The following is a 12,644-nucleotide window of genomic DNA, read 5'->3' as shown; positions in this document are numbered from 1 at the left end:
GGCGGGGCGGTCGCCCACCGGCTGCGGACCGATCCGGACACCGTGGAGCGGGACCTCGTCAAGCTCGTGCTCACCATCGTCGAACTGCTGCGCCAACTGATGGAGCGCCAGGCCCTCCACCGCGTCGACCAGGGCGGGCTGACCGAGGAGCAGGAGGAGCGCCTCGGTATGACCCTGATGGTCCTGCACGACCGCATGGACGAACTCTGCGACCGCTACGGCCTCACCCTGGACGACCTGAACCTCGACCTCGGCCCCCTGGGCACCCTGCTGCCGCCGTGATTCCCCTCCGCATACGTGGGCCCGCCCGTTCCGGGGCAGAGTGAGCGCATGGCTGAGGAAACGACGGCACGGGCGTGGCTGGCCACCGCCGTGGCGGAGGCGCGGGCCGGTCTCGCCGAGGGCGGCATCCCGATCGGCGCCGCGCTCTACGGCCCGGACGGCACCGTCCTCGGGCGGGGGCACAACCGCCGGGTCCAGGACGGCGACCCGTCCACGCACGCGGAGACGGCCGCGTTCCGCGCGGCGGGCCGGCAGCGGACGTATCGCGGAACGACGATGGTGACGACGCTGTCGCCGTGCTGGTACTGCTCCGGCCTGGTACGGCAGTTCGGCATCTCACGGGTGGTGATCGGCGAGGCCGTGACCTTCCACGGCGGTCACGACTGGCTCGCGGAGCACGGCGTGGAGATCGTCGTCCTCGACGACGCGGAGTGCGTGGCCCTGATGCGTGACTTCATCGAGAAGAACCCGGCCCTATGGAACGAGGACATCGGTGATTGACATGCTCCTCGCCCTGAAGGGCGAGGATTCTGGCCTTCTCGACTGGTTGCTGTGCCGCTACGCGGCACGGGGTTCGGTCGGGAGTCCGTGGCTTCCTGTTTCTTCGCGCTGTGCCGGGATTGTTCCCGGTCTCACCGGCGCTCCGCAGGCCGATGCCGCCAGTCCGGCGGCCGTCTTCACGTTGATCGCGGCGTTGATGTCCCGGTCGTGGACGGTGCCGCAGGCGGTACAGGTCCACTCCCGCACGTGGAGGGGCTTGGGTCCGTCCACGGTGCCGCAGGTGGAGCAGGTCTGGGAGGTCGGTGTGAACCGGCCGATCTTGACCAGGGTGCGGCCGTACCGTTCTGCTTTGTACTCCAGCATGCTGATGAACGATGCCCATCCGGGGTCGTGGACGGACTTGGCCAGCTTCGTGCGGGCCAGTCCTTTCACCGACAGGTCTTCCACGGCGATCCCTTGGTTCTCGGAGATCAGCTTCGTGGAGAGCTGGTGGTGGAACTCGCGGCGGGCGTCGGTGACCTCGGCGTGGGCGCGGGCGACCTTCAGGCGGGCCTTGGCGCGGTTGTTGCTTCCCTTCTGTTTGCGGGACAGCTCCTGCTGGGCCTTCTTCAGCTTCTTCTCCGCTCGGCGCAGGAAGCGCGGGGAGTCGATTTTCGTGCCGTCGGACAGAACGGCGAAATGCGTGAGGCCGAGATCGATGCCGATGGTGCGGTCGGTTTCGGGCATCCGCGCCTGGTCGGCGACGGAGTCGGTGTCGATGACGAAGGACGCGACATACCGGCCGGCCGCGTCCATCACGACGGTGACCGAGGTGGGGGTGGCGGGCAGGGTACGGGACCACTTCACCTTCACCGCCCCGATCTTCGGCAGGTTCAGCCGTCCACTGCCGGTGATGCTCCAGCGGGCGTTGGCGGTGAACCGGACCGACTGCCGGGCGTCCTTGCGGGACTTGAACCGGGGCGCGCCCAGTTTCGGTCCCTTTCGGGCGCCCTTGAGGGAGGTGAAGAAGTTGCGGTACGCGGCCTCGGCATCCCTCAGGGACTGCTGGAGGACGACGGCGGAGACCTCGCCCAGCCAGGCCCTCTCCCCTGTCCGCTTCGCCTCGGTGATCAGCCTCCGGGACAGCTCACCGGCCGTCGGGAACCGTTGTCCGGCCTTACGGGCGTCCTCGCGGGCACGCACCGCGTCGTTGAACACGACGCGGGCGCACCCGAACGCCTTCGCCAACGCTGTCTGCTGACCGGTGTCCGGGTACAGGCGGAAGCTGTACCGGAGCTGCATACCGGCCACGCAACGTACTTGGGTTATGGGTGATATGCAGGAGATCAGAACTGGTCGTCACTGTGCTTTCGTGATGCATGTGCACTTGGTCTTCATGACCAAGTTCCGCCACAGGGTGTTCACTGATGCCCACTTGAGACGGATGGAGGAGATCATGCGGTCGGTGTGTACGGCCTTCGAGTGCGACCTGGTGGAGTTCAACGGTGAGGACAACCATGTCCACCTGCTGGTGAACTTCCCGCCCAAGGTCGCCGTGACCAAGCTGGTCAACTCCCTCAAGGGTGTCTCCTCCCGCCGTTTGCGCCAGGATTACCCGACCTGGTAGGCCACTACTGGCGGGCCAACAAACTCTGGTCCGGGTCCTACTTCGCCGGAACCGTCGGCGGCGCACCGCTCTCCGTGGTCAAGCAGTACATCGAACAGCAGAACCGGCCGGTGTGAGCACCACCGGGCTCCGCCGGGAGAAGCCCTCGCCACGCTCCGCGGCGCAGGCGAAGGACGCTGTGTCCGGCTCCGCCGGACCTGAGCCTGCGACGCTCCGGGTCGCCACTGTCGGATTCGCTTCACCACCCGCCTGAAGTCCGATGCACTGCGAATGATTTCAGGTAGCGCCGCTGCCACGGGGTCTCCACGGCGTGCCGGTCGTAGTGCCGGCGCACATACGCGACGGCCTCCTCGGGCGGTACGCCGTCCAGGACCGCCAAACAGGCGAGCGCGGTGCCGGTCCGGCCCCGGCCGCCGCCGCAGGCGACCTCTACACGTTCCCCGGCCGCACGCTCCCGGACGTCCCGGAACACCTCCGCGGCCTCCGCCCGGTCCGCGGGCAGCCGGAAGTCGGGCCACCGCAACCAGCGCGCCTCCCAGGGGACTTCGGGCGGCTCCTTGCCGAGCAGATACACCGCGTACGTCGGCGCGGGACCGTCGGGCAGCGGATGCCGCAGCCCCCGCCCGCGCACGAGCCGCCCGGACGGCAGCCGCAGCACGCCGGGGGCGTCCGGGCTCCAGGGTTCGATGGAGTCGGTCATCCGGTCAGTGTCTCAAATCAGCTAAGTGATCCTGTGTCAAACGTAGTGTCTGGCTACGGGATTTCCCATCGTGGGCGGGTGGCATAGGCGTGGAGGTGGATTCCCGCGCCCAGTGCTGCTCCGCGTGGCCGGTGTCGGCTGGATGGGGGTCGCCCCGGCGGATGGCCGGTGGTGGGTGTGCTGATCGTCGTCACACCCTGATGCCGGTGGGCTGCGCGGGGCAGCCGTGTCCGGCCCGTGGGAGCGTGTCCCTCCGGACGCCGGCCCGCCGGACCCGAGGGTCTGGTGGGGCAGGGTGCCCTGCGTCGCCTAAGCGCGGGCGTGGGGTTCGTCGCCGGGTGGGACCGGTCTTGGACCGGTCCTTACGGCGGGCTGGTGGGGCGGCCCGGGGTGATGACCGCCCGGGCTTCGAGTCTGTCCACCACGCTACGGATGACCCCATGTGCGGTCGCCCGGGCGGGCGGGACCGCGATCGGTACTGAGACGCCGGAGAAGGGCGCGGCGTTCGGCCCGTGGCCCGTGGTCCGGAGATCTCCACGCCTTCCCCGCCCTCACCTCTTCCGTCGTGTTCCAAGGGTCGTGCGGGGGTTGCGCCTCTTGAGCCTCGCCCTCCTGCGTGGGTCGCGGGCAGCCGGGGTCAGGCGCCAGTATCCGTACGGGTTGTGGAAGAAGTCGTCGTCCTCGAACCGTTCGCACTCCACACGGTTCATGATCCAGCGCGGGGCGTCCTGGGTGATGCGGAAGCCCTCGCCGTTCTGGATGCCGTGCTCCGGCTGTTCCGTCAGCAGGTAGTACGACGCGATCTGCATGGTGGCCATCCAGTCGAGCAGCAGCTTCGGCTCGGGCACCCCGGTGGCTCCGGGGTGCAGCTCCACGTCGGCCTCGCCCAGGAGGTGCATGCCGCAGCTGTAGTAGACCTCCCCGTCGTAGATCACCGGCGCGACCCAGGCCGGGACGAGGGCGAGGGCCAGGTCGTCCACGGTCTCGGCGGCCGCCGCCTGGCTCGCCAGGGCCAGCCACCGCTCGCGCCCGCAGGTCACCCCGCTGGACTCGTTCTTCACGGCGGTGGCCCCGTGGGCCAGCAGGGCCGCGGTGACGGCCAGCGCCCGGCGGGACACGTCGAGGCCGGTGGCCTGGGAGATCGGCGGCGACAGGACGTAGACGACCGAGTCGTGGGCGTCCACCGCGGCCCAGTCGCTCTCGCCGAACTCGTCGTCGCCGATGGCCTGACGGGAGTCGAGCGCGGCGTCGAAACACTCCCGCATCCGGGGGTCCGGCTCCCGCTGGAACTCGTCGAGTTCGAAGCCCCCGCCGCCGGCCTCCTCGACCACCCGGCTGATGACGTCGGGATCCAGGCCCACGCCGACCGCGCACAGCACGTGCCTCGGCGTCACACCGAACGCCGGGACCACGAAGCGCGTGCCATCGATGACGTGTCCTTGCCACACCTTGCTCATCCGCACAGCATCGCAGATGTGCGTACGACGTTGTGATCTCTTCGGCACCAACAGACATGGTGGTAGGGCCCGTTCACGCGGTTCCCGGCGCCCCCGGGAAAGCAGGGACGCCGGCCCTTCTGATGGATCTCCGCAGAAGGAGCGGTGCCCTAGGACCGCGCGTCGTGGCGCGCGGTGCGCTCGGGGGAAGCCGTCGCCGCGCGGGCCTCGATGCCGCGGAAGTGCTCGGACATCGCCCGCTGGGCGCCCTCGACGTCGCGGGCGCGCAGGGCGGCGACGATGTCGCGGTGGCGGCGGACGGTCAGCTCCGGGGTGGGGTCGTCGGTCCAGCCGCGGGCCCCGGCCACCCGTAGGAAGACCGTCCAGAAGGCGCCGAGCAGTTGGGGGACGAGCGTGTTGCCGAGGGAGGCGTAGAGCAGCTCGTGGAAGTCGCGGTCGAGTTCGGCGACGGGCTCGCCCGCCCGGCCGGCCGCCTCCATCCGGTCGACGACGGCGGCGAGGGCGTCCAGCTCCGCCTCGGTGAGCGTGCCCGCGACCCGGCGAACGAGCCCCTCCTCCAGCACCTCGCGGATCTGGAGGACCTCCGCGAGCGCGGCGGTGTCACCGTCGGGCCGGGCGAGCGCACGGAAGGTCAGGCCGTCGACGAGGGGCGTCAGGGACGCCTCGCCGACATAGGTGCCGTAGCCGTGCCGGATGTCGACAATGTCGAGGGCCTGGAGCGCCTTGAGGGCCTCGCGGACGGAGTTGCGGCTGACCCCGAGGTCCTCCATCAGCTCCGTCTCGGTGGGCAGCGGCGCCCCCGCCCGCAGTTTGCGGTCGAGGATCAGCTGCGTCACCGCCCGCTGGACCTGGCCGCTCACCCGCCGCTCGGGCCGGCGCCGGCCGCCGCTCTCCTCTGACATGCGCCGCATCGTACGCTCGCCGGACATCCGACGACCCACCTCCGGACGGGAACCACGGGAAGGGACCGGGGGAACACCGGGTGAACACCGGGTGGCCGCCCCGGCGAATTCTCTCCCAACGGGGCCTCAACCCTCCTTATTTCCTACCGGTGTTGCCCTGTCATTGGTCGAACCTCTGGCGACTACGCCATTCGTGTGCGATCCCTTGACCGCCCCCACGGGCGCTCCTAAGGTCACGCTGCCCCCTGTAGGACGTAGGACGTCGTACCTCCGTCATCGAGCCCCCACCGCTTCGCTCCCCCGCTGCCTCTTTGGAGGAACCGTGCGCGATGTGACCCATGACGCCCCGGCACCGGCCCGACGGTCGTTCCTGAAGCACTCCGGCGCGCTGGGCGCCGCGGCGGCCCTGTCGCCCGCGCTGGCCGCCTGTTCGGCCGGGCCGGAGTCCACGAACGACACCGGCGGTGGCGGCGGGCGGAACGGCACCCTGACCGCCGTCATCGGCTACGGCAACGACGGCAGCTGGGACCCGACCCAGACCGCGTCCGCGTTCTGCATGGCCGCCAACAACCACATCTACGAGGGCCTCCTCGACACCGACCCGCTGTCCCGCGAGCCGTACGCGGCGCTCGCGACGGCCGTGCCCGGCGACCTCGGCGGCACGTCGTGGAGGTTCGAGCTGCGGCCCGGCGCCACGTTCCACGACGGGAAACCGGTCACCGCCGACGACGTGGTCTTCGTCTACGAGCGGATCCTCGACCCCGGCACCCAGACCCTCGCCAAGGGGTTCTTCGCGAGCTGGCTGAAGGAGGTCCGGAAGGTCGACGCGCGCACCGTCGAGCTGGTCCTCAAGTTCCCCTTCCCCGACGGCGTCTCCCGGCTGACCCTTGCCAAGATCATGCCCAAGCACGTCTTCTCCCGGCCGGGCGCCTGGGAGGAGGCCATCAAGGGCAAGGCGATCGGGTCGGGGCCGTACCGGCAGACGGCCCACCACCCGAAGTCCAACACGACGTTCGAGGCGTACGCCGACTACAACGGGCCGCGTCCGGCCGCGTTCAGGAAGATGAACTGGCTGACCATCGTGGACGCGGCGCCCCGGGTCGCGAAGATCTCCGGGGCGAGCGCGGGGGCGCAGATCGCCGACAACATCCCGTACGCCAACATCGGGCAGTTGGAGAAGGGCGGGATGACCGTCCAGGGCGGCTCCGGCATGAACAACCTCTTCCTGATGTTCAACACCCGGCACAAGCCCTTCGACGACGTCCGCGTCCGGCAGGCCCTGCACTACGCCGTCGACCGCGACAAGATGATCGAGGTCGCCCTCAAGGGGCACGGGAAACCGGCGAGTTCCTTCCTCAACGAGGGGAACCCGAGCTACCGGCCGGCGAAGACGGTGTACGGGTACGACCCGGAGAAGGCGAAGGCGCTGCTGGCCGAGGCGGGCGTGCGCGGGCTCAAGGTCGACATCCTCGCGGTGAACGTGAGCTGGATCGTCGACTGTCTGCCGACCCTCAAGGCGTCCTGGGACGCGATCGGCCTCGAGACGACGCTCTCTCCGCAGGAGACGACCGCCGTGTTCACCAAGATGGACCAGAAGCAGGACTACCAGGTCGTGGCCGCCGCCTCGAACCCCAACCAGTTCGGTCTCGACGCGGACCTGATCATGCGTTACAACTACGGCCCGCAGAACCTGTGGATGCGGTACGCGCGCTGGGCCGACGCCCCGGTGGCCAGGAAACTCTTCGAGGACATGGACCGGGCCACGAAGGAGCCGGACGCCGACCGGAAGAAGGCGATGGTCCAGGACTACATCGACGTCGTCGCCGAACAGGCCGTGCTCTACCCGGTGGTGCACAACGAGCTGATGACGGCGTGGGACCCCAAGCGGCTGTCGGGGATAAGGGCGCAGCCCTATCCGGGGATCAACCTGCTCCAGGCCAAGTGGGTCTAGCGTGATCGCTGTCCTGCGTGTCCTGCTGCGGCGGATCGCCCTGCTGGTCCCGCTCCTGCTCGGGATCGTGCTGTTCGTCTTCGTCGTCATGCGGTTCTCGGACATCGACCCGGCGTCCGCGTTCTTCCAGGGCGCCAATCCGACCCCGGAGCAACTGCACGAGTTCCGGGAGGAGAACGGACTCCTCGACCCGCTGCCCGTGCGCTACGTCGGCTTCGTCGGGGATCTGCTCCACGGCGACATGGGCACCAGCGCGCTCACCCGGGCCCCGGTGGTCGAGCAGGTCACCACCGCCCTTCCGCTCACCCTCCAGCTGACCTTCCTGGGGCTGGGGATCGCGGTGGTGCTGGCCCTGCTCGGCGGGATCACCGCGGCGATCCACCGGGACCGGCTGCCGGACCAGATCATCCGGGTGGTGTCGCTGACCGGGGTGGCGGCGCCCGGCTTCTGGCTGGCGTTGCTGATGATCCAGTACCTGGCGGTGGACCTCGGGTGGTTCCCGACCGGCGGTTACGTCAATCCGGCCGACTCCTTCACCGGGTGGCTGCGGACGATGACCCTGCCCGCGTTCGCCCTGTCGCTGCCGGTGGCCGCGCAGCTCACCCGGATCGTGCGGACGGCCGTGGTGGAGGAGCTGGACAAGGACTACGTGCGGACGGCGATCGGGAGCGGGCTGCCGCCGCGGGTCGTGGTGGGCCGCAACGTCCTGCGCAACGCGCTGATCAACCCGCTCACGGTGCTCGGGCTGCGCGTCGGCTATCTGCTGGGCGGTGCCGTCGTCATCGAGACGATCTTCTCGCTGCCCGGCATGGGCAAGTTGATGATCGACGCGGTGAAGAACGGCGACCCGGCGGTCGTCCAGGGCGTCGTCCTCACCACGGCTGCGGGGTTCGTCGTGGTGAACCTCGTCATCGACGTCCTCCATCTGCTGGTCAACCCGCGACTGAGGGATGCGAGCTGATGCGCTGATGTTCGGCCTGATGGTGACCACGCGCAAACGCCTGACGGACGCCCTGTCCCGGCCGGGCCTGCGGCTGCGCGCCTGGCGGGGGCTGCCGGGGCTGTCGCGGATCGCCGTGTGCTTCCTCGCGGTCGTGGTCCTCACCGCCCTGTTCGCCCCGGTGCTCGCCCCGCACGACCCGCTCGACCAGCAGACCCTCGTCGGCGGCACCGGAGCGCCCTCCGCCGAGCACTGGATGGGCCAGGACAGCCTCGGCCGGGACATCCTCAGCCGGCTGATGCACGGGGCGCGCTGGTCGCTCGCGATCGGGCTCGGGGCCACCGCGCTGGCCCTGCTCGTGGGCGCGTTCGTGGGGGCCGTGGCCGCGACCTCGCGCAAGGCGGTCGACGAGACCCTGATGCGCTGTCTGGACGTCGTCATGGCGTTCCCCGGCATCGCGCTGGCCGCCGTGCTCGTCGCGGTCTTCGGCGGCGGCATCGAGGTGCTGATCTGCGCGATCGCGTTCCTGTTCACGCCGCCGGTCGCCCGGGTCGTGCGGGCCAACGTCCTCGACCAGTACGGCGAGGACTATGTGACCGCCGAGCGGGTCATCGGGGCCCGCACCCGGCACATCGTGGTCCGCCACGTGGCCGTCAACTGTGCCGCCCCCGTCCTGGTGTTCTGCACGGTGCAGGTCGCCGAGGCCATCGTGTTCGAGGCGTCCCTGTCCTTCATCGGCGCGGGCGTACGGCCGCCGGACCCGTCGTGGGGCGGCGTCATCGCGGACGGCAAGAACATGGTGCTGACCGGCGGCTGGTGGGCGACCGTGTTCCCCGGTCTGCTGATGCTGGTCACCGTGCTGTCCCTGAACGTCCTCTCCGAGGGCGTCTCCGACGCCTGGGCGGCACCGGCGGGCCGGGACGCGGAGCGCCCGACGGAGGACGGCGGCGGGGAGCCGGCCCGCCCGGCGGCCCCCGGGGCGGGGCCCCGCGATCCGGCGGAGGACCACCGGGAGGGCGCCGGCGACGAGGCCGCGCTGCCGGGGCTGGCGGAGGCGGCGCGGCGGCTGCGGGCACGGGCGCGGCCCCTGCCCACCGGGCGGCCGGTGCTGGCCGTTCAGGACCTGGCGATCGGCTTCGAGAAGCGGCACCGGGGCGTGGACATCGTCGACGGGATCAGCTTCGAGGTCCGGGCCGGTGAGGTTCTCGGCCTGGTCGGCGAGTCGGGCTGCGGCAAGTCGCTGACCGCGCTGACCGTGATGGGGCTGGAGCCGAAGGGGGCCCGGGTGCGCGGCCGGGTCGTCTTCGGGGAGCGGCAGCTGGTGGGCGTGCCGATGCGGGTGCGGCGCCGGCTGCTCGGCCACGACATGGCGATGGTCTACCAGGACGCCCTGTCGTCGCTGAACCCGGCGATGACGATCCGCGCCCAGCTGAGGCAGGTCGTCCGGCGGGGCGGCGGGCGCACCCCGGCCGCGCTGCTGGAGATGGTCGGCCTCGACCCCGGCCGCACGCTCCGCAGCTATCCGCACGAACTCTCCGGCGGTCAGCGCCAGCGCGTGCTGATCGCGATGGCGCTGTCCCGCGACCCGAAGCTGATCGTGGCCGACGAGCCGACCACGGCCCTGGACGTGACGGTCCAGGCGCAGGTCATCGAGCTGCTGCTCGGGCTGCGCGCGGAACTGGGCTTCGCGCTCGTCCTCGTGTCGCACGACCTGGCACTCGTCGCGGACGTCACCGACCGGGTGGCCGTGATGTACGGCGGGCGGATCGTCGAGACGGGTGTGACGGCGGACCTCGTGGAGTCACCGGCCCATCCCTACACGCGCGGTCTGCTGGGCAGTGTCCTGTCGCTGGAGTCGGCGGCCGAGCGGATGACGCAGATCCAGGGGGTCGTCCCCTCCCCCGCCGACTTCCCTGCGGGCTGCCGCTTCGCCGACCGCTGCCCCCGCGCGAGCGAGGAGTGCCGTACGACCGTCCCGGCGCTGCTGGGCTCCCCCACCCACACGGCGGCCTGCCACCACCCGGCGGTGGACCTGACCGCGACGGAGAACGAGGTGACCCGGTGAGCGACGCACTCGTGCAGGTCTCCGGCGCCCATGTGGTCCACCGGGCGCGCGGCGGCGGTCTGTTCACCCGGGACCGGGTGTACGCCCTGACCGACGCCGATCTGAGGATCGCGCCCGGCGAGACGGTGGGCGTGGTGGGCGAGTCGGGGTGCGGGAAGTCGACGCTGGCGAAGGTGCTGGTGGGCGTGGAGCGGCCGACGGCCGGGACGGTCTCCTTCCGGGGCCGGGACCTGTGGTCGATGACGCCTGCCGAGCGGCGGGCGACCGTGGGCGGCGGCACCGGCATGATCTTCCAGGACCCCTCCACGGCCCTGAACCGCCGGTTGACCGTCCGCCGGATCCTGCGCGACCCGCTCGATGTGCACCGGCGCGGCACGCCGGCCGACCGCGAGGAACGGGTGCGGGAGCTGATGGCGCTGGTCGGGCTGCCCGCCGTGCTGGCCGACGGGCTGCCGGGCCGGCTGTCGGGCGGGCAGCGGCAGCGGGTCGCGATCGCCCGGGCGCTCGCCCTGGACCCCGGCCTGGTCGTGGCGGACGAGCCGACGAGCGCGCTGGACGTGTCGGTGCGCGCGCAGATCCTGAACCTGCTGCTCGACCTGAAGGAGCGGCTCGGGCTGGCGCTGGTCTTCGTGTCGCACGACATCCAGACGGTGCGGCGGATGAGCGACCGGGTGATCACCATGTATCTGGGGCGGATCGTGGAGGAGGCGCCGGCCGACGCCGTCACCGGACGGTCGCGGCACCCGTACACGCGGGCGCTGTTCTCGGCGACGCCGGGGCTCTTGGACCCGATCGACCCGATCCCGCTGACGGGCCCGGTGCCGTCGGCCACGCGGCCGCCGAGCGGCTGCCCGTTCCGTACCCGCTGCTGGCGGGCGGACGAGGTGTGCGCGGAGGTGATGCCGGACTTCGCGGCCGCGTCGGCCCCCGGACACCGTTTCCGCTGCCACCATCCTGTGCGGGAGACGGAGTGGACAGGGGACCTGGTCGCCGAGGCCGCGTCCCGGTCGGCGTCCGTGTCCCCGGCCACCGCCATGGCCGTGCAGGAGCGCGCCGTACGAGATACCTAGGGTCGTTCGTTCGGATCATGCCGACTTCGGGCTACGGTGCCTTGACTCTGCCGGTGAGCGGGGCGTGGTGCGTGCGGCTGCAAGGCAGAGGAGGGAGTCAACGCGACGGGGGCTCCCCCGCGCGAGGTTGTTCGAGCGTGGGGGAGTTGGCGAGTGACGACAACCCGGCAGAGGCGCGCACCACGCCCCGCGGCCCAGGCGTGATCCAAACGACAGGCCCAAGGGAGCAGCCATGACCGTCCCCGCCCCGCTGACCGGTGTCATCCCGCCCGTCTGCACCCCCCTGGCACCGGACCGCGAGGTGGACGTCCCCTCACTGGTCCGTCTGGTCGACCATCTGGTGGCGGGCGGTGTGGACGCGCTGTTCGTGCTGGGGTCGTCGTCGGAGGCGGCGTTCCTCACGGACGCGCAGCGGCGGACGGTGGTGGAGACGGTGGTGGGGCACGTCGGCGGTCAGCTCCCGGTGCTCGCCGGGGCGATCGACATGACGACGCCCCGCGTCCTCGACCACGTCCGGGCCGTGACGGCGGCCGGGGCGGAGGCGGTCGTGGCGACCGCGCCCTTCTACACCGCCACCCATCCGGCGGAGATCTCCCGCCACTACCGTCTGCTCGGCTCCCGCTCCCCGGTCCCCGTCCTCGCGTACGACATCCCGTCGGCCGTGCACACCAAGCTGCCCGCCGAGGTGGTGCTGGAGCTGGCCGCGGACGGGGTGATCGCCGGGCTGAAGGACTCCAGCGGGGACCTGGCCGGTTTCCGTACGGTCGTCACGGGCGCCCGCGACGACGCCCGTGTCACCGGCTTCGCCGTCCTCACCGGGTCCGAGCTGCTCGTCGACGCGGCGCTCGCCATGGGCGCGGACGGCGCGGTCCCGGGCCTCGCCAACGTCGACCCCGCCGGTTACGTCCGGCTGCACCGCCTGTGCCGGGCGGGCGACCGGGACCGGGCCCGCGCCGAGCAGGAGCGCCTGTGTGCTCTCTTCGGCATGGTCCGCACCGGCGACCCGCAGCGCATGGGCACCGGCTCCGCCGCCCTCGGTGCCTTCAAGGCGGCCCTGCATCTGCGGGGCGTCATCGCGTGCCCGGTGACGGCGGAGCCGCAGGTGCCGCTGTCGGACGACGAGGTCGAGCGGGTGGGCAAGTTCCTGGCGGCGGCGGGACTGCTGTAGCG

The 12,644-nt window shown here is 71.2% G+C and carries 11 protein-coding genes and 1 pseudogene; 8 read left to right on the top strand and 4 right to left on the bottom strand.

The features are described 5' to 3' along the window. Together AOK23_RS23935 and AOK23_RS23930 are read left to right on the top strand one after the other, a co-directional pair. On the top strand, window positions 1-282 hold a 282-nt coding region (locus AOK23_RS23935; RefSeq protein WP_055714721.1), incomplete at its 5' end, for a gas vesicle protein GvpK. Window positions 283-330: 48 nt separating this feature from the next. Next, the gene (locus tag AOK23_RS23930; RefSeq protein WP_055714720.1) at window positions 331-783 is read left to right on the top strand and encodes a nucleoside deaminase; all 453 of its coding nucleotides are present in this window, start codon (window positions 331-333) and stop codon (window positions 781-783) included. A gap of 57 nt (window positions 784-840) precedes the next feature. Here AOK23_RS23930 and AOK23_RS23925 read toward each other — a convergent pair whose 3' ends face one another. Next, entirely contained in the window at window positions 841-2,064 is a 1,224-nt protein-coding gene (locus tag AOK23_RS23925) for an RNA-guided endonuclease InsQ/TnpB family protein (RefSeq protein WP_055714719.1), read from the bottom strand. A gap of 25 nt (window positions 2,065-2,089) precedes the next feature. On the opposite strand from AOK23_RS23925, the pseudogene tnpA reads away from it, so the two are divergent. Then, a pseudogene (gene tnpA / locus AOK23_RS23920) lies at window positions 2,090-2,505 on the top strand (IS200/IS605 family transposase). A 122-nt stretch (window positions 2,506-2,627) separates the two neighbouring features. Here tnpA and AOK23_RS23915 read toward each other — a convergent pair. From AOK23_RS23915 to AOK23_RS23905, 3 genes are all read right to left on the bottom strand, one after another. Further along, on the bottom strand, window positions 2,628-3,089 hold the full coding sequence (locus AOK23_RS23915) for a protein-tyrosine phosphatase family protein (RefSeq protein ID WP_055714718.1): 462 nt from the start codon (window positions 3,087-3,089) through the stop codon (window positions 2,628-2,630). Window positions 3,090-3,640: 551 nt separating this feature from the next. Continuing rightward, window positions 3,641-4,546 carry a hypothetical protein gene (locus AOK23_RS23910; protein WP_157878133.1) on the bottom strand — a complete coding sequence of 302 codons (906 nt, stop codon included), beginning with the start codon at window positions 4,544-4,546 and terminating at the stop codon, window positions 3,641-3,643. 149 nt (window positions 4,547-4,695) lie between these two features. Continuing rightward, a complete protein-coding gene (locus AOK23_RS23905; protein ID WP_420823738.1) occupies window positions 4,696-5,457 on the bottom strand; it encodes a FadR/GntR family transcriptional regulator in 762 nt (253 codons plus the stop codon). 313 nt (window positions 5,458-5,770) lie between these two features. Between AOK23_RS23905 and AOK23_RS23900 the strand changes: the two genes are divergently transcribed. The 5 genes from AOK23_RS23900 (at window position 5,771) to AOK23_RS23880 (ending at window position 12,642) form a co-directional block, all read left to right on the top strand. Beyond that, the gene (locus AOK23_RS23900; protein WP_055714716.1) at window positions 5,771-7,399 is read left to right on the top strand and encodes an ABC transporter substrate-binding protein; all 1,629 of its coding nucleotides are present in this window, start codon (window positions 5,771-5,773) and stop codon (window positions 7,397-7,399) included. A 1-nt stretch (window position 7,400) separates the two neighbouring features. Continuing rightward, window positions 7,401-8,360 carry an ABC transporter permease gene (locus AOK23_RS23895; RefSeq protein WP_055714715.1) on the top strand — a complete coding sequence of 320 codons (960 nt, stop codon included), beginning with the start codon at window positions 7,401-7,403 and terminating at the stop codon, window positions 8,358-8,360. A gap of 19 nt (window positions 8,361-8,379) precedes the next feature. Next, window positions 8,380-10,404 carry a dipeptide/oligopeptide/nickel ABC transporter permease/ATP-binding protein gene (locus AOK23_RS23890; protein WP_079049651.1) on the top strand — a complete coding sequence of 675 codons (2,025 nt, stop codon included), beginning with the start codon at window positions 8,380-8,382 and terminating at the stop codon, window positions 10,402-10,404. Continuing rightward, window positions 10,401-11,474, top strand: a complete 1,074-nt coding sequence (locus AOK23_RS23885) for an oligopeptide/dipeptide ABC transporter ATP-binding protein (RefSeq protein WP_055714713.1) — start codon at window positions 10,401-10,403, stop codon at window positions 11,472-11,474. The genes AOK23_RS23890 and AOK23_RS23885 overlap by 4 nt, the downstream gene beginning before the upstream one ends. Window positions 11,475-11,706: 232 nt before the next feature. Then, on the top strand, window positions 11,707-12,642 hold the full coding sequence (locus AOK23_RS23880) for a dihydrodipicolinate synthase family protein (protein ID WP_055714712.1): 936 nt from the start codon (window positions 11,707-11,709) through the stop codon (window positions 12,640-12,642). Window positions 12,643-12,644 lie beyond the last annotated feature (2 nt).

The organism is Streptomyces torulosus, assembly GCF_001419765.1.
Lineage (GTDB): Bacteria > Actinomycetota > Actinomycetes > Streptomycetales > Streptomycetaceae > Streptomyces > Streptomyces torulosus.
This window is presented reverse-complemented; position numbering and strand designations above follow the sequence as displayed.